Below are 20010 nucleotides of genomic sequence, written 5' to 3'. Positions count from 1 at the left end.
GAATAGAAGTTATCCACCATTTACAAACACCCTTGCGCTTCTTTTTCGGAATTTGAGTAAATTCGCCTCTTAATCAAATCATACCCTTTACATTGGCAGCTACTAAAGAAAAGTCCGCGAAGGAAACCCCGTTAATGAAGCAGTACAACGCTATTAAGGTGAAATATCCCGATGCGTGCCTGCTGTTCCGTGTGGGCGATTTTTATGAGACCTTTGGCGAAGATGCTGTAAGGGCGGCGGAGATATTGGGTATCGTGCTCACCAAGCGCGGGGCAGGCAGCGAAACCGAAACGGCGCTGGCCGGGTTTCCGCACCATTCACTGAATACCTACCTCCCGAAACTGGTAAAGGCCGGGCTCCGAGTGGCGATATGCGACCAGCTGGAAGATCCGAAAATGACCAAGACCATCGTGAAGCGCGGCGTGACCGAACTGGTAACTCCCGGTGTATCGATGAACGATGAGGTACTGCACTCCAAATCAAATAACTTTTTGGCCTCGGTATATTTCGGGCGCAAAAATATGGGGATATCGTTCCTGGATGTGTCTACGGGCGAGTTCCTTACCGCGCAGGGCAACGAGGAATATATCGACAAGCTGTTACAAAATTTCAGCCCGAGCGAGGTGCTGGTGCCAAAGAATGAGAAAACCAATTTCCGCGATACGTTTGGCGACGACTACCATACCTTTTTCCTGGAGGACTGGGTGTATAAAGAGGATTATGCCTTTGACAGCCTGACGGGGCATTTTGGCACCAACTCGCTGAAAGGTTTTGGGATTGAGGAATTGCAGGAAGGCATCATAGCCTCCGGCGCGGTGCTGTATTACCTTTCGGAAACACAGCACAACAAAGTGCAGCACATCACGGCCATCCAGCGTATTGCAGAGGATGCCTATGTATGGATGGACCGTTTTACCATACGCAACCTGGAGCTGTACCAAAGCCCGAACGTAAATGCCGTAACATTGCTGGATGTGATCGACCGCACACTTTCTCCCATGGGGAGCCGGTTGCTGAAACGCTGGCTGGCGCTTCCGCTAAAGGATGCCAACAAAATAAGGGCGCGCCATGAAGTGGTAGCTTACCTGAAAGAAAATAAAAGTACGCTGCAAAAGATACAGCAGCAGATAAAGCAGATATCCGACCTGGAAAGGCTAATCTCGAAAATAGCCACCGGTAAAGTGTCTCCGCGCGAAGTCATTTACCTGAAAGATTCGCTCGATGCCATCGTGCCGATAAAGCAATTGGCTCTCGAAAGCAACAACGAGGCGCTGAAAGCCATTGGCGACAGCCTGCATGCCTGCGACCTGCTTCGCGAAAAGATAAAAGCCACACTACATCCAGAGGCTCCCGTTGCCATTAGTAAAGGGAATGCCATAGCCAAGGGCATCCACCCGGAACTGGACGAACTGCGCAGCATTGCTTATTCGGGCAAGGAATACCTGGAAGGGATAGAAAGGCGTGAATCGGAGTTGACGGGCATATCATCGCTTAAAATATCGTTCAATAATGTGTTTGGGTACTATATTGAGGTACGCAATACGCATAAGGACAAAGTGCCTGCTGAATGGATACGCAAGCAAACCCTTGTGAATGCCGAGCGCTACATTACCGAAGAGCTGAAAGAATACGAGACCAAGATACTTGGTGCCGAAGAAAAGATACACCATCTGGAAACCCAATTATTCGAGCAGCTTGTGGTTTGGATCGCGACCTATATAAAGCCGGTGCAGCTCAATGCGAGCCTTATTGCACAAATGGACTGCCTGGCATCGTTTACGCAGCTTGCCATCGAAAACAAATATGTGTGCCCGGAGATAGACGACAGCTTTGAGCTCGACATCAAAAATGGCCGCCACCCTGTTATCGAAAAACAGCTTCCTGTCGGTACGCCTTATATTGCCAATGATGTGTTCCTCGACCGCTCCCAACAGCAGATCATCATGATCACGGGGCCGAATATGTCGGGTAAGTCGGCTATCCTTCGCCAGACTGCCCTTATAGTACTGCTTGCGCAAATGGGTAGCTTTGTACCTGCGGAAAGTGTGCGCATGGGTACGGTTGATAAAATCTTTACCCGTGTTGGAGCATCGGATAACATCTCAATGGGCGAATCGACCTTTATGGTGGAAATGAACGAGACGGCAAGCATCCTGAACAATATTTCCGACCGCAGCCTGATACTATTAGATGAGATAGGCCGCGGTACAAGTACTTATGATGGTATCTCTATCGCATGGGCCATTGCCGAATTCCTGCACGAGCATCCTGCCCAGCCCAAGACCCTTTTTGCAACGCACTACCACGAGCTGAACGAAATGCAGGACATCTTCAGCAGGATACAGAATTATAATGTATCGGTGAAAGAGTTAAAAGACACGGTGCTGTTTATCCGTAAGCTGGTAAAAGGCGGCTCTGCACACAGCTTTGGTATCCACGTGGCCAAAATGGCGGGTATGCCGCAAACGGTGATACAGAAAGCCCAAAAGATGCTAAAGAAACTGGAAAAAGACCATTCGGGCGAAGCATTAGGTAATATGAAAGCCGTTGCCAAAGACGAACTGCAGTTAAGCTTCTTTAACCTTGACGACCCGCTACTCGAAGAAATAAAAGAGGAGATCATGAACATCGACATCAATACGCTTACGCCCGTTGAGGCATTGATGAAGCTGAATGAGATCAAGCGGATGCTGGTGAAGTAAAGTTTTCAGTCGCAGTCGCAGTTTTCAGCCTGTCTGCCGGCAAAGGCAGGTCGCAGTTTTCAGTTTTGGAGTCTGTGTCATTTCGACCGGAGCGTAGCGTAGTGGAGAAATCCCAAAGAGATTAAAAAACTTTCAATAGTAAGCCAAACGCTATCAGAACATTATATTTTTGAGTGAATTTTTTTTGAAAAAAGCCTTGCAAAATTGAATTTATGTGTTACATTTGCAACCGCAATACCAAACAAAACAACGGTAATTGACATAATGCGAAAATAGCTCAGTTGGTAGAGCGCCACCTTGCCAAGGTGGAGGTCGCGGGTTCGAATCCCGTTTTTCGCTCAACCTTTTTAAGCTCGAGTGGTGGAATCGGTAGACACGCTGGACTTAAAATCCAGTGGGCAGCAATGCCCGTGTGGGTTCAAGTCCCACCTTGAGTACACAGTACAAAGCCTCAACATTGTTGGGGCTTTTTTTATAGCTAAAACAGAATGGAATTGTCTTCCAGAATTTTCTGCAGCCTGAGGATTTCATTCACCAATTCCGGCAGCACATTTCTTGCCATAGCAATAAAATCCTGGTCTTCTTCTCTTAGATGTGGCAATTCCATATCATAACCCCTGTCATCGCCCATCCGGTCATGATAAAGCTGCTCCCGCTCTCAAAATCCCTCCCTTCACTATAAGAAGTCCATGGCGCTTTAGTAGCCTTATTTGTAATTTCAATAATTGTGTCTAAATCTGATTTGGTCATAGCCTGATCTGGTTTAATTGTCCATAAAAAAAGCCCTTCGCAATGCGAAAGGCTTCTTTATTACTATAGTCTTGCGATTCTTAGTGAGCAGCAGGAGTTGTAGTAGTTTCAGTTTTAACTGCAGTTGAATCAGTTGTTTTAACTGTAGAATCTGCTGGAGTCTCAGCCGGAGTTTCAGCTGGAGTTTCAACTGTAGTTTCAACATTAGTTTCTTCAGTTGTAGGCTCTTCTTTAGCTGCATCTTTACAAGAAACAACAGATACACTCATCATAGCTACTAGCGCAAGGCTTAATACGATTTTTTTCATCTTACTAAATTATAAAGGTTAATTATTAATTCGAGGCAAAGATATAAATTTTTTAATATCACAAAATATTTAGCGCTAAATTTTTTTTAAGGCCTTTAAATACTGACATACAGCTGTTTAAATACAACTTTTTCCCTCCCATACCCTTATTATAAAGGCCCGGGAGCCCGGTAAATACATATGCTGTTATTTTATCACCAACTACTAGTCAGTCCGCAGAAATATCATGTGCTATTTTTTCTTCGCATTTACGATTTTCATCTCGTCCACCAGGTGCTTTGCGCCCGCAAATTTATCGATGATGAACAGTACGTAACGGATGTCTACCATGATATTCCGGCAGATGGAAGGGTCGTAATGAATGTCGCTCATCGTGCCTTCCCACACACGGTCAAAATTGAGGCCGATCAGGTTACCTTTTGCATCGATAGCAGGGCTGCCCGAGTTGCCGCCGGTGGTGTGATTAGTACCAATAAAGCAAACCGGCATCCTGCCTTTCTCGCCATAACGGCCGTAGTCTTTCTTATTATACAGGTCAATCAGTTTTGATGGCACGTCAAATTCATAATCGCCCGGAACATATTTTTCAATAACGCCATCCAGGTAAGTCAGCGGTTGGTAGTAAGTCGCATCCCTTGGCTCGTAGCCGTTCACTTTGCCATAAGTAACCCTTAGCGTGCTGTTGGCATCAGGAAATATACGGGCATCTTTCGGGCTTAGCTCGAGTATGCCTTTCATATAGGTGCGCTGCAATGAAGCGATCCTCAAGTTGATTTCGTCATATTTTGGCGCGACTTTAGTGCTGTAGGCATCGGCCATGGCTTTTACCAACTGGTAGCCTTTATCAGCATTCAGTTTTTCGATAACGGTTTTGCCGTCGCCGCTCAAAAGCTCTTTTGCACCTGCATAGGAAGTAAGCTTCGAAGAACCGTAAACCGATGCGGTCAGCGCCTTGTAGTCGGCACCTATAACCTCCTGCGGCAGGAATTGCTTAGGCGATTTGGTACCGTAAAGCGCTATTAGCTGCTCGAACACCTTTTCGTCGACATTCTTGTTATAATCTTTATAAGTCTCTTCAAGCGCTGCAATGGTGTTGTTCCTGCGGTCATTAAAAGCCTGCTCGCCGCGTGCGGTATAAGCCTGCTCCAACTGGTACATCCTGTAGCCTATGGTAAGCAGCTCGGTATTGCGCAATGCAACTTCCATGAAATAATCGCGAGCCAGTGTGTAAGGCTCTATCTCTTTGTAGTTCTTCTCGAAATCGGTGAACAGGGTGCCATATTCGCCCTGTTTCCCCGCTTTTGCTACCCTTGCCATAAATGCAGCCTCTTCGGCTTTTTTCAGCGCCACAGCATTGCTTTTCTTAAGGCCCTGTGTCTCCCCTATCCATTTTTTCCAGTAGTTGGCAATGCTTGCGTACTTAGCGGCATACTGTATTTTGATGGCCTGGTCTTTACGCATAAAGCCATCGGCTACTTTCAGTGCGGCATCGCGTACTTCTATTTTCGCAGGGTTGAGCACGTTCACGATCTGCTCTACCGCTACGGCAGGCAGGTACTCTGTGGTACGCCCAGGATAGCCAAACACCAGCATGAAATCGTCTTCCTTAACGCCGCCCAATGATATTGGGAAGTAATGTTTTGGTGTATACGGTACGTTGTCTTTAGAATACTCGGCGGGCCTGTTGTCCTTATTCGCATAGATGCGGAACAGCGAAAAATCGCCTGTATGCCTTGGCCACACCCAGTTATCGGTATCCGAACCGAACTTTCCTATAGAGGAAGGCGGCGCACCCACCAGGCGGATGTCCTTAAATGTTTCGGTAACGAACAGCATGTACTGGTTGCCTTCGTAAAACGTACGGATGCTGTTTTCCTGCCACGATTCTTTCGGAAGCGTTTTAGTTAGCGATGCAATGTTGTCCTGTATCTTCTTCTGCCTGTCTTTCTCGGCAGTGATGGATTGTGTGCCGTCGAGCACTTTTGAAGTTACATCCTCAATACGCACGATAAAAGTTACCACCACATCAGGGTTCGGCAGCTCTTCCTCAAGGCTCATGGCCCAGAAGCCGTTGGTAATATAATCGTGCTCAAGCGTAGAGTGCGCCTGTATCTCGCCAAAACCGCAGTGGTGGTTGGTAAGCAGCAGCCCTTTAGACGAAATGACCTCCGAAGTGCAACCGCCGTTAAATTGCGGCACAGCATCCTTCAGGCTCGAATGGTTGACAGAATAAATGTCATCAGCCGTCATTCTCATGCCCAGGCTCTTCATCTCACTTTCATTCATCCCTTTCAGCAGGGAAGGTATCCACATGCCGCCCTGCTGCGCTAAGGCAGGAAAGGCAAGCAACAGTACCAGTAATCGTAATAGTTTCATAGTTTGTTCAGTTTGAGCCGCAAGTTAAATAATTATTGCCTAATAACGTGGGTTGGATATAACCATATGTGAGATGTTGCATTGCAACGCCTCTACGCCACATTAAACTTTATTAACGTATACAGATTAAACAACGTTGTAGAGTCGTTGCATTGCAACGACTAACTTAAGATTATAAACCCATTGTCTTAATTTTGACATTCAGGCTAATACGGTTTCCTGCCTTGTAAAAACGAATATTCAGTTAGTAAGCGCGAATATTGTTTGTTGTGATACAAATATTCATCGACGAAAAATCGCAAAGTACTTTACCATATCTTTGGCTTCGAATCGACCATTAACCAATAATTCAATCACAAATCACAACATCATGAAAAACAAGTTATTTTTATTAAGCGCGATCGCGGCACTGGCTTTTACAACATATAGCTGCAAAGGCGACAAAGCTAAAGAAGGAACGGAAACGGAAGCAGCAACAGAGGCTCCTGCTGCAGAGGACAAGCCATTGGTAGGCTCTGAATTTGTAGACCTTGACCTAAGTGGCGAAGGCATCCCAATTATCCTGAAAGCGCCAAAAGATGCTAAAATCATCAAGAGTACTACCGAAGGCGAACTGTTTGTATACGGTGGCAAAAGGTTCAAGTTGACGGTATCAAAAAACGAAGGCACCGCTGAAGAGGCTGTGGGAAATATCAAAGTACTATCTACGGATAAAGAGCTAAATCCAAGTTTCGATAAACTTGTAGATGACAAGCCTACAGCGTTCATGAAAGCTGACACCAAAGGAAAACTTTCATTCACCGTTGGCATCACTACAGGCGAAAGCAGCGTGATCATTCAGGAAGGGATGGGCTTTGACCAGTCACCGGACCAGTTTACCGATTATACTAATGACGATATCAACCTGATGTATGATGCTGCTAATACTGCTGTAGCAAAATAATTTCCAGTTACATTTTAGGGGTACAAGAGCAGCTTTCGGGCTGCTTTTGTCGTTCTAAAATCCTGTCTTAGACTTGCGGTGCAACGCCTGCCACAGGAAAACAATTCCTGAAATTTATATATATCTTTTACGAATATCATAAATCGGCACAGCCCTGTTTTAATTTAGAAGCCTTTAACATTTGAATTTCTATTTTTGTGGTTAAACCTTTTCCTACCGAATGAAGCTGCTTATAGTAGAAGACGAACCCAACCTGCTCTCCATTATCCGCAAAGGCCTTTCCGAACGCGGCCATGATGTGAGCGCTGCCCTTGATGGGACTACGGCATTGCAGCTGTTGGAAGGTAATAGCTTCGATGTGGTGTTGCTGGATGTAATGCTGCCGGACATCAACGGTATCGAGATATGCCGCCGTCTCCGCGCTGCCGGTAATTTTGTGCCGATACTCATGCTTACGGCACTGGACAGCAGTGAGAATATTGTGTCGGGCCTCAACTCCGGGGCAGATGACTATATGGCCAAGCCTTTTAAGTTCACCGAGCTCGAGGCGCGCATCAACGCACTGGCGCGCAGGGCCGGGCAGGCGCAAAAACCGGCTGAAATTATTGAAGTAGATGACCTTATAATAGACCTCAATGCCAAGTCGGTAACACGGGCTGGCGATACCATACCGCTCACCGCAAAGGAGTTCCTGCTGCTGTACTACCTGGCAAAAAACTCGGGTATGATACTTTCGCGGGAAAAGATACTGGATAATGTATGGAACATCAACTTCGATATGAACACTAATGTGGTGGACGTATATATCAATTACCTCCGCAAAAAGATTGACAAACCCTACGACAACAAGCTGATCCACACCATAAAAGGGCTTGGATATGTGATAAAGCCATAATATGCAGATAAGAAAGAAGATTACCATAACCTATGTAGCCCTCTCGGTTGTCAGTACGTTGCTGTTGTGCTTTGTGGTGTTCTTCCTTTTTCAGCAGAACAATAGCTATTATTTCCTGAAAAGGTTACAGGACAGGGCGAAAATAGTAGCTTCGATACACTACCAGCACGACCCTTTAAAGGCAGAATACTTTAGGGAATTTAAAGCCAACGGCTTGGAAGAAATGATCAATGAAAAAGACTATGTGCTGCGCGTGAACGGCTCCAACTCGTTTGAATATAACACCGACCTGCACCTCTCTCCCGATTTTTATCAAAGCGTGATGAAGAACGGCTCGGGGTCGGAGCAGGAAGGCTACCAGTATTATTATGCGCAGATATTTAATGAAGGCCGCAACCAGTACATGGTCATCGTTACTGCAAAAGACCGCCGGGGCAATACTACGAGCCTGTACCTTACGCGCATCATGATCTTTGGCGGGCTGGCCTTTGTAATACTGGCCTATTTCCTTGGGCGCTTCCTGGCCAAAAGGGTCATCAACCCGGTGGCAAGGATTACGCAGGAGGTGAACCGCATCAGCGCTTCCAACCTTCACAACCGGCTGCCTCTTACCGGTACTGAAGATTCGGATGAGATCGCTGCGCTTACACATACATTCAACGATATGCTGGACAGGCTGGAAACTTCTTTTGAGATCCAAGCCAATTTTATCAATAATGCATCGCATGAGCTGAAAACGCCCATAGCTACCATAATGGCAGAAACCGAAGTTACCCTGCTTAAGGAGCGTTCGGCAGAAGAATACAGCAGCGCCCTGGAAAGCATCGGGCGGCAGGCCACACGCCTTTCTAATCTGACCGAAAGCCTGCTGAAACTTACCCAAACCGGTTACGACGGGAAAAAGCAGGTGCAGGATGTGGCACGCATCGATGAGCTGCTGATGGATGTAAAGGGCGACCTCGACAGGCTCTACCCAAACAACCGCATCAGCATCATTTTAAGCAATATGCCGGAGGACGAATCACTCCTGATACTGCCGTGCAATAAGCCATTGCTGGAACTGGCCGTAGGGAATATTATTGCCAACGGTGTAAAGTATTCCGATAACAATGAAGTGTTTGTGGCTCTTACGGCAGACAAAAACAACATAAAAGTCGTAATTACCGATATAGGCATAGGCATACCGCCTGAGGATGTACCTTATTTATACGAACCTTTCTTCCGGGGCAAAAAAGCATCACGTTATACGGGCTATGGGCTCGGGCTGCCATTGGCAATGAAAATCATCCGGATGCATAACGGCGAGCTTGCTGTACAATCCGAGCCGGACAAAGGTACCGTAGTGACGATAACATTCGGCAGGCCCAACATTAAAAATTCTAATATGAAATCTTAGGATTTTCTAATGTTATTTTAAATCTATTCTAATTTACGGGTTGTTGCTTTGTAGTATAAACTTAAAAAGAGCATACTATGAAAAGCATCCTCATACCTACTGTTTTTGAAAGTGATACGCTTCATGCTATAGATACTGCTATAAAGCATGCGAGGGGAAAAAGCTGCACCATAGTATTGCTAACACTCACTGAGGCGCCCGACGCCGGTTCAGCGGCAGAATTTTTAAGGAAAACAAGAAGGGCACTTACACAGGCACAGTCTGAATTGCTTAATGAATGCTACAACGCCGTAGCGTTATCCGCTAACTGTTCGCTTGATGTGCATCACCAATACGGGCTTTCGGCGGCATTGTTGCGCAACCTGCTCCAATATCTTGGTACTGATATGGTGATCCTCTCACCTTCCTATAAAGCCGAGAAGAAAAGAATACACACTTACTTCTGTAAGCTGGTCAGCACCTGCAAAAAGCCTATCCTCCATCTTGGCAGCAGGTGCGGCCGGCCGGCTTTCAACAAAGCGCTTTATCTCGAGAGCAATAATGCCCGGATAGGTATAAAGGAGTTGCAACAGCTTGTGAACCGGCAATTCGATTTCAAGATAGTGAGCCAGGCCAGCGTTGCCGAAGACGGCTACAAAGATTTTGCCCCTTTTGTAAACGAAGCGATAGAGAGGAACGGCATCGACCTGCTGATTGAGACACGAAAGTCGAAAAAGGCAGTAGCAGAAAAGGCTGTTGATAATGATGCTTTCGGGCTGCCGATGCTTTCGATACACGAAGAGGCGGCAAGGATTTAATTTAAAACACAACGAATATGTTGCTAAAAAAAAGAATACCGATGAAATATGTGCTGGGTAAGATCAGGGTCGAACTGGCGCTGGTTATTGCCTACACGGTGGTTTTTGAGGTCATACACCACTTTTACCACGCCTTTTCGATAGATATCCCGATTGCGATACCTACGATAATAGGAACCATAATATCGCTGCTGCTGGCTTTCAAGTCGAACCAGGCATACGACCGTTGGTGGGAGGCCCGTATTGTATGGGGCGGCATCGTGAACGACTCCCGCTCGCTGTTGCGCCAGGTGATCTCTTTTTACAAAGACCCCGATTTTTCGACGGAGGCACATGACTTTAAGGAACGCTTTGCCAAAAGGCAGTCGGCGTGGTGTTATGCCCTGGCGCAGTCCCTTCGCGGGAAAGACCCCTACAAACCACTTAACCAACTGCTTAATGAAAATGAAATGCGCTTTGTGAAAAACCACAAGCACGTACCCAATGCCATACTGATGCTTCACGCCAAAGAACTCAGGAGAGCGAAAGACGGAGGCAAGCTGAATACCTACCAACAGGTGGAGATAGACAACACGCTGACCAGGCTGTGCGATTCGATGGGCAAATGCGAGCGCATCAAGAATACCATATTCCCGACAACTTACAGTCTTTATATAAGATTTACGCTGTGCCTTTTCATACTGCTGCTGCCGTTTAGCCTGACCGATTTCCTTGGCTGGATGCAGATTCCGGTAGTAGCCACAATAGCCGCCGCATGTTTCCTTATCGAAAAAATGGCTATACACCTTCAGGACCCTTTCGACAACAGGCCAACGGATACTCCAATGATAACCATATCGTGCAATATCGAAAAGAACCTGATGCAAATGGTATATGAATACCGCGATGAGTTTGATGAAACGGCGCTGCCGCAGGTAACACGCCACATCGAACCCGTGAAGAACGCATATTTTGTTTTGTAAGCCTGTTTTTAGTTAACTCCGGGGCTGTCTCAAAAAGGCAGCCCCCTTTTTTATTGGCCTTAAAAGTTATATATTCACATACTGAAAACTAACTAAAATTTAACCACATAGCAACATAGATTTCATAGTGATCGGGTTGTCCATAAAGCCCGCAATAGTATTGAAGCTATGCTTCAATACCTATGTTGAACTATAATTGAGGACGATTTTTCTAACTTTCGAAACAACTTAGAGCTATGTGCCTATGTGGTTAAATATTCTTTTTAAATTTAGACTTTACTAATACAATCTTTCGATGTTTACAGAGATCCTTACCCATATCAAAAAGTTCATCACCCTGACAGCAGCTGAGGAAGAACTACTCACCTCATACCTTACTATAAAGGAGGTGAAGAAGAAAGAGCACCTGCTGCGGGAAGGCGAAGTGTGCCATGAGAATTATTTTGTGGTAAAAGGCCTGGTGCGGATGTACCTCATCACGCCAAAGGGTGTGGAACAGGTAATACAATTTGGCATTGAGAACTGGTGGATAACAGAATACAACAGTTACAAGAGCGGCCAGCCCTCGGGGTTTTACCTGCAGGCTATCGAGAACGCAACTGTGGCAGCCATCAACCGTAACGTGCAGGAAGAGCTGTTCGAAAAGATACCGCAATTGGAAAAATATTTCAGGCAGGTGCTGGAAAGGGCGTATTCGGCACAGCTTACGCGCATCCATTATATTTTTAACTTAACGAGCGAGGAGAGTTATAAGCAGATGCTGCAAAAATATCCTGCATTTGTACAGCGCGTACCGCAGTATATGTTGGCATCTTTTTTGGGAATGACACCCGAATTTTTAAGTATGCTGCGTGCAAAGAAGTGATTAACAAATATTATCAAAATATCTTTCGTGCCACGGCAGAGTCGTTGCATTGCAACGACTCTACTTCGAAAAAACAACAAATTAACGTACAGTATTAGTTTATAATTAGCAAAATGCCCTTTCTTAAACTACCTTAAGTTTTTTGTCGGCTCTGTGAAGGAACTTTGTCCTGTAATACTAAATCAACATAATCATGGACAAAAGAATGAACCTATTTGAAACCGAACCGGAAGGCTATAAAATGATGCTGCAATTTGAAAAATATATTGCCGGCACAGGGCTTGCGAAAAATCATTACGAACTTATCAAGATCAGGGCGTCACAGATAAATGGCTGTGCGTTTTGCCTGGATATGCATAACCGGGATGCCAAAAAGCTGGGCGAGACAGAGCAACGCCTTTTTACACTGATCGCATGGAGGGACACACCATTCTTTACCAAAGAAGAGCAGGCCATTCTTGCCCTGACAGAAGAAGTTACCCTGATCTCAAACCATGTTTCCGACAAAACCTACAATGAAGCTGTAGCTGTTTTAGGCGAAAAATATACTGCTGAGGTAATCATGGCCGTTATCGTTATCAATGGCTGGAACAGGATCGCAATTACTACCGGCATGCAGCCGAAGTAATTTACAACTAATTATCTAAGACGTGATACTATTAGCCCCGGGCATTGCCCGGGGTTGTTGCGTTTTACAAGGTGGCAAATCTTGAAAGGGTGTAACTTTTAATCCCACACATAAAATACTTGTTATGGGTTACGCCCCTTCAGGGCTTTTTTCAATCTGCATTTCGTAACCCCGGGCGATGCCAGGGCTAATAGGTTAAACCCTTTCAGGGTTATTAGGAAATTATAATACGCTTACTTGTTTGCTTGATTTGTGTAAACCTTTTTCAGGACTACAGAATAATAATCAAGAGATGCATTTCACTCCTACCCGGGTGATTCAAATCAGGTATGCTTTTTTTGTAAACCTATTTCAGGACAATTATAATAATAAAATGAGAGGATACTTTCCAAACCCCAACGGGGTGACACTTTTTAGCCCTGGGCATCGCCCGGGGTGCAATAACGGCAATGCGGGTTCAAGCCCTGAAAGGGCGTAACAATCAGGCATGAGTGTAGCTCTGCGTGAGGGACAGAAGCGGCATCCCCGTAGCCTGCCTGCCGGCAAAGGCAGGCTTGCGGAGGGATACAGCGGATGGCCCAACGCTGCAGCCTGCGGAAGCGGCACGCCCAAATTAATACCGCCCGAAAACGTTAAAGTTTACCTAAATCTTTTATTTATGTTACTTTTGTCTTTCATCTATTCTAAAAAAATTACATGAGAAAACTGGTCAACGATGAGTTGGGGCGGATGAGTATCGGCGACTTTAAAAATGCCGAAAAAACACCCCTCATACTCGTGCTGGACGATATACGCAGCCTTCATAACATAGGGTCCGTATTTCGTACAGCCGATGCTTTCCTTATCGAAAAGATTTACCTGTGCGGCATTACCGCCGTACCCCCCAATAAAGAAATACACAAAACCGCCCTCGGCGCGACGGAAACTGTTGCCTGGGAATACCAAAAAAACGTACTGGATGTTATTGCTTCGTTACAGGCAGAAAATATCGAAGTATGGGCAGTTGAGCAGGTGGAAGGCGCCGTGTACCTGAATGATTTTGAACCACAACAAAACACAAAATATGCCCTGATTTTTGGCAATGAAGTAAAGGGAGTGTCGCAGGAAGCCATACAACAATGCACCGGGGCAATAGAAATTCCGCAGTTAGGAACTAAACATTCCCTCAACATTTCGGTAAGTGCGGGTGTTGTAGTGTGGCATATCTTTCAAAAAAACTATACAGCCCGTACGCGGTAGTCTAACTTCTCTACTTTTACGAAATGAATAATTTTACGATAAATTTTTACAGGATGAATAACTTTACGCAATCGTTTTTTGCAATCCTTTTATTTTGCATCCTGCCGGCAGCTTCATTAAATGCCCAGAACACTCCTCCCCTTGTTACTGCCGACGGAAACCAGGTGTATTGCACCGGTACCCCGATGCATATTGCAACTGCATTTAATATCACTGATCCGGATGATACAACGACCGATAATATTTACATCCAGATCTCTGCAGGTTATGTAAACGGACAGGACGTTTTATCGCTGCTTCCGGGCCACCCGACAATTTCTGCCACTTGGAATGCTGCAGCGGGTAAGCTCACATTGCATGGTGTAGGCGGAAGCGCCTCTTATGCGGACTTTATTTCTGCCGTATTAGACGTTATATATACTAACAACAATGCTAACCCAACGGGTACCCGCAGCTTCTCTATAACAGTGGGTGCGGCAAACTATCTTCCGTCCACAGGCCATTATTATATGTTTGTACCCCAACTCTATATTACCTGGACCAATGCGCAGGCAGCTGCTGCGGCCAGCACCTACTATGGATTGCAGGGCTACCTTGCTACGATAACCTCGGCTGAAGAAGCACAGCTTTGCGGCCTTCAGGCATCGGGCAACGGATGGATAGGCGGAAGCGACGCGGCAGTGGAAGGCGTATGGCGCTGGATGACCGGCCCCGAAGCAGGAACCATTTTTTGGAATGGCGGCCCTGCAGGCTCTTCCCCTACGTATGCATTTTGGAATACCGGCGAACCCAATAACCAGAATAACGAAGATTACGCACATATTACCGCACCCGGTATAGGTGTACCCGGCTCATGGAATGACCTTTCGGTTACCGGCGATGCAACGGGCGCTTATGCCGCACAGGGTTATGTAGTGGAGTATGGAGGCATGCCGGGCGACCCTCCAATCACTATCTCGGCAAGCACAACGATTACTTTTGCAAAAATAACATCGAGCACCCCGGGTACACGATGCGGAAGCGGTACCGTAAACCTTTCGGCAGTAGCCACTAACAATGTTACCATACATTGGTACACCAGCGCTACAGGCGCTACAGAAGTAGCTACAGGTCCTACATTCACCACTCCTGTAATAAGCTCGACAACCACCTATTATGCATCGCCTTTCGGAAGCGACTGTAGTACGGTAGCCCGTACACCGGTTACCGCGACCGTAAGCGCATTACCTACAGTAACCACCTCCAACCCTGCGGTAAGCGTTTGCCAGGGCAATACTGCTACTGTACAGGCAACACCATCGGCAGGGACAGTACATTGGTACACTACCCCAACCGGCGGAACATCTATAGGGACAGGAACGAGCTTTACAACTCCGGCCATAACTGCAACGACCTCTTACTATGCCGAAGCGGTAAGCTCATCTACAGGATGTGCGTCGGCCACCCGTGTTGAGGTCGTGGTCACCCCCTCGCCACAGCCTACCGTTACCGTAACACCGCCTGCCGCACTTTGCGGCCAGGGCAGCGCTACAATACAAGCTACACCTTCGGCAGGTGTAGTGAACTGGTATGCCGCAGCTACCGGGGGCACAATACTTGCCACAGGGACAAGCTATACTACGCCTGTAATCACTACAACAACAACCTATTATGTCGAAGCTGCCAACGGAACCTGTATTTCTGCCGCAAGGCAGCCTGCCACCGTTACTGTAAACGCATTACCAACTATAAACCCTGCCAACCCGGCAACGGCCTGCGCCGGACAAACTGCTACAATTTCTGTCAGCACACCAACGCCTGCTACGATCAACTGGTACAACGCAGCAACGGGCGGTACACTTTTAAGCACAGGCAACAGCTTTACCACTCCCGTACTGAATGCCACAACGACTTATTATGCCGAGGCGGTAAATGCCGAGGGATGTGTTTCTGCTACACGTACATCCGTTCAGGTAACCGTAACGCCAACATCTACACTTACGGTAACTACTCCGGTAACCACCTGTAACGGAAGCACTGCAACCCTTCAGGCAACACCATCGGCAGGGGCTACAGTTAATTGGTACACCACAGCAACCGGCGGAACAGCAGTAGGCACGGGCAATAATTTTACCACGCCCGCCATAAATGCCACCACTACCTATTATGCTGAAGCGGTAAACGGCACCTGTATCTCATCATCAAGAAGCGCTGTTATCGTTAATGTAAGCGCATCGCCTACCGTAACCGTTACCACCCCCTCGCCATTATGCGGCCAGGGCAGCGCCACCCTCCAGGCAACAGCTTCGTCCGGTATGGTAAACTGGTACGCCACAGCTACCGGCGGCACAGTGCTTGCGACAGGAACGAGCTATACCACACCTGTAATTACTGCTACAACAACCTATTATGCCGAAGCTGCCAACGGAACCTGCGTTTCTGCAAGGCAGCCCGTTACTGTTACGGTAAACGCGCTCCCTACCATAAATTCTGCTAACCCTGCGGTGGTTTGTGCCGGGCAGGCTGCCACTATTTCTGTTGGTACCCCAACACCTGCTACGATCAACTGGTACAGCACAGCAACTGGCGGTACCATTTTGGGCACAGGCAACAGCTTTACTACCCCGGTGCTGAATGCCTCCACGACTTATTATGCAGAGGCTGTTAATGCAGAGGGGTGTACATCGGCTGCACGTACCTCCATACTGGTAACGGTGACGCCGCTGCCAACCGCTACAGTAACTACACCGGTTGCTACCTGTTCGGGAAGCACTGCAACCCTGCAGGCAACACCATCGGCAGGGGCTACAATTACGTGGTATACCTCGGCAACCGGGGGCACCGCAGTGGGTACTGGAAACAGCTTTACCACACCTGCTATAACTGCCGGCACAACCTATTACGCAGAACCTGCTAACGGAACCTGTATTTCGACAACACGAAAAGCTGTTAGTATTACCATAAGCGCGTCCCCTACCTTGACGGTTACAACGCCTCCAACATTATGCGGCCCGGGAACAGCAACGCTACAGGCCACACCATCGGCTGGAACGGTAAACTGGTATACTACAGCAACGGGAGGTACGCTTATCGGTACGGGAAACAGCATTACCAGCCCGGTTGTAAACACAACAACTACTTTTTATGCCGAGGCAGTAAGCGTATGTACTTCAGCGACCAGGCAGCCGGTAACGGTGACGGTAAATGGGCTGCCAACCATAACTTCCACCAGTAATGGCGTTATATGCGAAACCGGAAGTACAACTATCGGTGCGGTACCTTCCTCAGGGACCATCAACTGGTATGCGGCAGCAACCGGAGGCACTGTATTAGCTACAGGACAAAGCTTTACAACACCTGTACTTACTGCAACTACCACTTATTATGCCGAAGTGGTGAGCCCGGGAGGCTGTATATCGGCAACCCGAACCGCAGTAGAAGCAAGAGTAGTGCCACTGCCAACACTTACAGTTACCGCGACCGTGGACGTGTGCGGACAGGTGAGGGCAACACTTGAAGGTATACCATCAGACGGAACCATAAACTGGTATGATGCCCCAACAGGAGGCCACCTCGTAGGCACAGGGAACACCATACAAAGCCCTGTGATTACAGGCGACAGGACATTCTATGCTGAAGCGGTGAACAACGGCTGCACCTCTGCAACGCGTGAGGCTGTAAATGTTATCTATCATTTCCTTCCCACACTGGGCCCTGATGAAGATGTCCTTTTCTGTGAGGGCGGGAATGTTGACCTGGATGCCGGTGTCACAGGCGTAACGTATTTATGGTCGACAACCGAAACCACCAAAACTATAACAATAAGCGCAGCCGGTACTTACTCGGTGGTTGTAACCACACCGGATGGGTGTACCGCCTCAAAGGAATTTACAGCAAGTATGCGCACAGCACCGGATATCAGTACAGTGATCGTAAGATCAGCTGATGCCCTCGTGGTTATGGTCGGCAATGACCCTGAAAATTATGAATATTCATTAGACAACGGGCCGTACCAGAATTCGCCGAATTTTTATGATCTCCGAAACGGTTATCATACGGTGTCTGTCGTTTCAAACAGTGGATGCGGCGAGGACACCTATACATTCCTGGTATTCGTGATCCCTAAATTCTTTACCCCGAACGGAGACAGCATCAACGAAGAGTTTACCCTGCAGGGAATGAACCAGTTCCCGGAAATAACAGTAGATATCTTTGACCGTTATGGCAAGCTGATAACAGTGCTGAACAGGAGGAACCGGGGTTGGGATGGTACCTTTAACGGCCACCGACTGCCTGCTACCGACTACTGGTATGTGATAAAATTAAACGATATTACCCCGGAAATAAAGGGACATTTCAGCCTCCTGAGATAAAAGATCAAGCCATCGCTAACGGTGGCTTTTTTATGGCTTAGAATCCGATTTCATGTCATTTCACGAAGGAGAAATCTTAAATTATTTATAGATGTCTGGAGATTTCTCACTCCGCAAGCTGCGTTCGAAATGACAGAACGTGTCTGTATTTGTTATATTAAGGTTTTACAGGATCAATAATTTCCAGCAATTCCGACGGATAATTGATAATATGATCCGGTTCGAGGCCGGTTATAGCGGCATGGGAATCGTAACCCCAGCTTACCCAGGCTACTTTTACACGGGCTTTTTTACAGGCAATGATATCGCGGGCTTCATCACCTACGTAAAGAATTTCTGAGGCATCAAGGCTTTTATCTTTCAGGAATTTTTGGAGCATCTTGTCTTTGCCGAAAATTTTGGACGAGGTGTAAACCGCATCGACAGCCATTTCCCGCAGCGTAAAAAATTCCTTTATGTTGCTTTTGGAGTTGGATGAAAGTATCGCAAAAGGCATCCCTTGTGCCGATAGCGATCGCAGCATTTCCTGCATGCCCTCATTGAACTGAAGTGAAGGAATAGCGGCTTTGTAACCTTTTATTACCGCCGAAGCGAGGAACGGGAGCCTGTACATGGGCACCTTTAGAACCTTACAACGTTCACCGATGCTGAGGCCTCGCAGGTATTCGAGGTTATCGGCTGTCATTGGGGCATAGCCATATTTTGCAGCCAGCGCGTTGTAAAGCGAAAGGAATATACCCCTCGAATCAACAAGCGTACCGTCAAAATCGAATACTATGTATTTGTACATTTAAGTAGCTTTCCAAATTAACTTATGTTCGATGAACGGTTGTCACTTCGAGCGCAGTCGAGAAGCACGAAGAACGAAAATGCCGCATTTCGACTGCGTTCAATGTGACATTTCGTCGTTTTTTAAACTATAAATATTTAAAATAACCCGAATTTCTTTTTGCAGGTATCCCGCCTTGTGATATCAATTATATCTCCCACATTGTACTTATCGAACAGCGGCAGAAGAGCATTTGCACCTTTTTTCAGCTTGAAGTCCATTTCGTTTGCATAAAGCGGTATCATGGTAAGTACGTTTATTTCTTTGTCGCCTGCTTCGATGGTGTTGAATTCCTCAGGAAGCACAAATCCCGGAAGTAGGATCACCCCTTCAAAAGCGCAGTTGGGCGACATCCGCTGCGGTGGATTACCATTGGCTATGGTATGGCCCTGCCCTACCCATGTGCCATACAGGTGCGGGAATCGCGCGAGGGTTTTGAGCTGGCGGATGGGCCAATAGTTGTCTTCATTATCGAAAGCCTCCTGGGTCAGCGGCCAGTCTTTCGGCAATAACGCCACTACCTCGGCATAGGCCAGGTCTTCCCTGCCTTCCGGCACATTCATGGGCAGGCTGCTCATGCCCGATGTCATCAGGATGTTGTAGTCGCGCTGGTCCCCTCCCCTGATCATGTAAATGTCGATATGTACCTTATCGGATATAAGCTCATGGAAAACCGTTACATCTTCATCGTTGAAAAATTTTTCGAGGTGCGCATCGATATACGAAGTCGTTTCAGGATCGCCGATTACAGGCTGAATACCTTCGTTTAGCGGTTCGTATTTGTAGATGGGGTTTCCTGCTTCGGAATAGTCGTCGGGTTTTCTTTCTTCCATGGTTTCTTATAATTGGTTTGTGGTAAATATATTAAAGAAATTGAATGCAATTACTGTTTAAAAAATGTTTCACCCTTTCAGGGCTAATACAAAACCCTTTTTCTATCCCGCGTGATACCCGGGCTAATTTATTTA

15 protein-coding genes and 2 tRNA genes are annotated in these 20010 nt (G+C 46.9%); 12 read left to right on the top strand and 5 right to left on the bottom strand.

Going from position 1 to position 20010, the window contains the following annotated elements:
• Positions 1-134: 134 nt before the first annotated feature.
• From mutS to HYN59_RS06835, 3 genes are all read left to right on the top strand, one after another.
• Positions 135-2702: a DNA mismatch repair protein MutS gene (gene mutS, locus HYN59_RS06845; RefSeq protein ID WP_108779661.1), complete on the top strand. Its 2568-nt coding sequence runs from the start codon at positions 135-137 to the stop codon at positions 2700-2702.
• A 266-nt stretch (positions 2703-2968) separates the two neighbouring features.
• Positions 2969-3041, top strand: a tRNA-Gly gene (locus tag HYN59_RS06840).
• A gap of 12 nt (positions 3042-3053) precedes the next feature.
• Positions 3054-3139, top strand: a tRNA-Leu gene (locus tag HYN59_RS06835).
• 151 nt (positions 3140-3290) lie between these two features.
• Here the strand turns inward: HYN59_RS06835 and HYN59_RS18150 are convergent.
• From HYN59_RS18150 to HYN59_RS06820, 3 genes are all read right to left on the bottom strand, one after another.
• The gene (locus HYN59_RS18150; RefSeq protein ID WP_219928798.1) at positions 3291-3452 is read right to left on the bottom strand and encodes a hypothetical protein; all 162 of its coding nucleotides are present in this window, start codon (positions 3450-3452) and stop codon (positions 3291-3293) included.
• A gap of 80 nt (positions 3453-3532) precedes the next feature.
• A complete protein-coding gene (locus tag HYN59_RS06825) occupies positions 3533-3760 on the bottom strand; it encodes a hypothetical protein (protein WP_108777563.1) in 228 nt (75 codons plus the stop codon).
• A 231-nt stretch (positions 3761-3991) separates the two neighbouring features.
• On the bottom strand, positions 3992-6136 hold the full coding sequence (locus HYN59_RS06820) for a S46 family peptidase (RefSeq protein ID WP_108777562.1): 2145 nt from the start codon (positions 6134-6136) through the stop codon (positions 3992-3994).
• Positions 6137-6506: 370 nt separating this feature from the next.
• On the opposite strand from HYN59_RS06820, the gene HYN59_RS06815 reads away from it, so the two are divergent.
• The 9 genes from HYN59_RS06815 to HYN59_RS06770 all read left to right on the top strand — a co-directional run bounded on the left by HYN59_RS06815 (position 6507) and on the right by HYN59_RS06770 (position 18213).
• Positions 6507-7079 (top strand): hypothetical protein, encoded by a 573-nt coding sequence (locus HYN59_RS06815; RefSeq protein WP_108777561.1) that lies wholly within the window; start codon positions 6507-6509, stop codon positions 7077-7079.
• 220 nt (positions 7080-7299) lie between these two features.
• Positions 7300-7974 carry a response regulator transcription factor gene (locus tag HYN59_RS06810; RefSeq protein WP_108777560.1) on the top strand — a complete coding sequence of 225 codons (675 nt, stop codon included), beginning with the start codon at positions 7300-7302 and terminating at the stop codon, positions 7972-7974.
• 1 nt (position 7975) lies between these two features.
• Positions 7976-9370, top strand: a complete 1395-nt coding sequence (locus HYN59_RS06805; protein WP_108777559.1) for a sensor histidine kinase — start codon at positions 7976-7978, stop codon at positions 9368-9370.
• A 77-nt stretch (positions 9371-9447) separates the two neighbouring features.
• A complete protein-coding gene (locus tag HYN59_RS06800; protein ID WP_108777558.1) occupies positions 9448-10167 on the top strand; it encodes a hypothetical protein in 720 nt (239 codons plus the stop codon).
• A 17-nt stretch (positions 10168-10184) separates the two neighbouring features.
• Positions 10185-11129, top strand: a complete 945-nt coding sequence (locus HYN59_RS06795; RefSeq protein WP_108777557.1) for a bestrophin family protein — start codon at positions 10185-10187, stop codon at positions 11127-11129.
• 295 nt (positions 11130-11424) lie between these two features.
• Positions 11425-11994, top strand: coding sequence for a Crp/Fnr family transcriptional regulator (locus tag HYN59_RS06790; protein ID WP_108777556.1), 570 nt, complete (start codon positions 11425-11427; stop codon positions 11992-11994).
• Positions 11995-12187: 193 nt separating this feature from the next.
• On the top strand, positions 12188-12622 hold the full coding sequence (locus HYN59_RS06785; RefSeq protein ID WP_108777555.1) for a carboxymuconolactone decarboxylase family protein: 435 nt from the start codon (positions 12188-12190) through the stop codon (positions 12620-12622).
• A 696-nt stretch (positions 12623-13318) separates the two neighbouring features.
• A complete protein-coding gene (locus HYN59_RS06775) occupies positions 13319-13861 on the top strand; it encodes an RNA methyltransferase (protein WP_108777553.1) in 543 nt (180 codons plus the stop codon).
• Positions 13862-13914: 53 nt separating this feature from the next.
• Positions 13915-18213: an Ig-like domain-containing protein gene (locus HYN59_RS06770; RefSeq protein ID WP_181369524.1), complete on the top strand. Its 4299-nt coding sequence runs from the start codon at positions 13915-13917 to the stop codon at positions 18211-18213.
• A gap of 157 nt (positions 18214-18370) precedes the next feature.
• On the opposite strand, the gene HYN59_RS06765 is transcribed toward HYN59_RS06770, so the two are convergent.
• Positions 18371-19003, bottom strand: coding sequence for an HAD-IA family hydrolase (locus HYN59_RS06765; RefSeq protein WP_108777551.1), 633 nt, complete (start codon positions 19001-19003; stop codon positions 18371-18373).
• Positions 19004-19140: 137 nt separating this feature from the next.
• Entirely contained in the window at positions 19141-19875 is a 735-nt protein-coding gene (locus HYN59_RS06760) for a suppressor of fused domain protein (protein WP_108777550.1), read from the bottom strand.
• Positions 19876-20010 lie beyond the last annotated feature (135 nt).

Source organism: Flavobacterium album, assembly GCF_003096035.1.
Taxonomy (GTDB): domain Bacteria; phylum Bacteroidota; class Bacteroidia; order Flavobacteriales; family Flavobacteriaceae; genus Flavobacterium; species Flavobacterium album.
Note: the sequence above shows the minus strand (reverse complement) of the source record. Positions and strands in the feature narration are given on the sequence as shown.

Coding starts and splice junctions, on each gene's coding strand:
- mutS (WP_108779661.1), top strand. CDS start 135: ATGAAGCAGTACAACGCTATTAAGGTGAAATATCCCGATGCGTGCCTG.
- HYN59_RS18150 (WP_219928798.1), bottom strand. CDS start 3,452: ATGACCAAATCAGATTTAGACACAATTATTGAAATTACAAATAAGGCT.
- HYN59_RS06825 (WP_108777563.1), bottom strand. CDS start 3,760: ATGAAAAAAATCGTATTAAGCCTTGCGCTAGTAGCTATGATGAGTGTA.
- HYN59_RS06820 (WP_108777562.1), bottom strand. CDS start 6,136: ATGAAACTATTACGATTACTGGTACTGTTGCTTGCCTTTCCTGCCTTA.
- HYN59_RS06815 (WP_108777561.1), top strand. CDS start 6,507: ATGAAAAACAAGTTATTTTTATTAAGCGCGATCGCGGCACTGGCTTTT.
- HYN59_RS06810 (WP_108777560.1), top strand. CDS start 7,300: ATGAAGCTGCTTATAGTAGAAGACGAACCCAACCTGCTCTCCATTATC.
- HYN59_RS06805 (WP_108777559.1), top strand. CDS start 7,976: ATGCAGATAAGAAAGAAGATTACCATAACCTATGTAGCCCTCTCGGTT.
- HYN59_RS06800 (WP_108777558.1), top strand. CDS start 9,448: ATGAAAAGCATCCTCATACCTACTGTTTTTGAAAGTGATACGCTTCAT.
- HYN59_RS06795 (WP_108777557.1), top strand. CDS start 10,185: ATGTTGCTAAAAAAAAGAATACCGATGAAATATGTGCTGGGTAAGATC.
- HYN59_RS06790 (WP_108777556.1), top strand. CDS start 11,425: ATGTTTACAGAGATCCTTACCCATATCAAAAAGTTCATCACCCTGACA.
- HYN59_RS06785 (WP_108777555.1), top strand. CDS start 12,188: ATGGACAAAAGAATGAACCTATTTGAAACCGAACCGGAAGGCTATAAA.
- HYN59_RS06775 (WP_108777553.1), top strand. CDS start 13,319: ATGAGAAAACTGGTCAACGATGAGTTGGGGCGGATGAGTATCGGCGAC.
- HYN59_RS06770 (WP_181369524.1), top strand. CDS start 13,915: ATGAATAACTTTACGCAATCGTTTTTTGCAATCCTTTTATTTTGCATC.
- HYN59_RS06765 (WP_108777551.1), bottom strand. CDS start 19,003: ATGTACAAATACATAGTATTCGATTTTGACGGTACGCTTGTTGATTCG.
- HYN59_RS06760 (WP_108777550.1), bottom strand. CDS start 19,875: ATGGAAGAAAGAAAACCCGACGACTATTCCGAAGCAGGAAACCCCATC.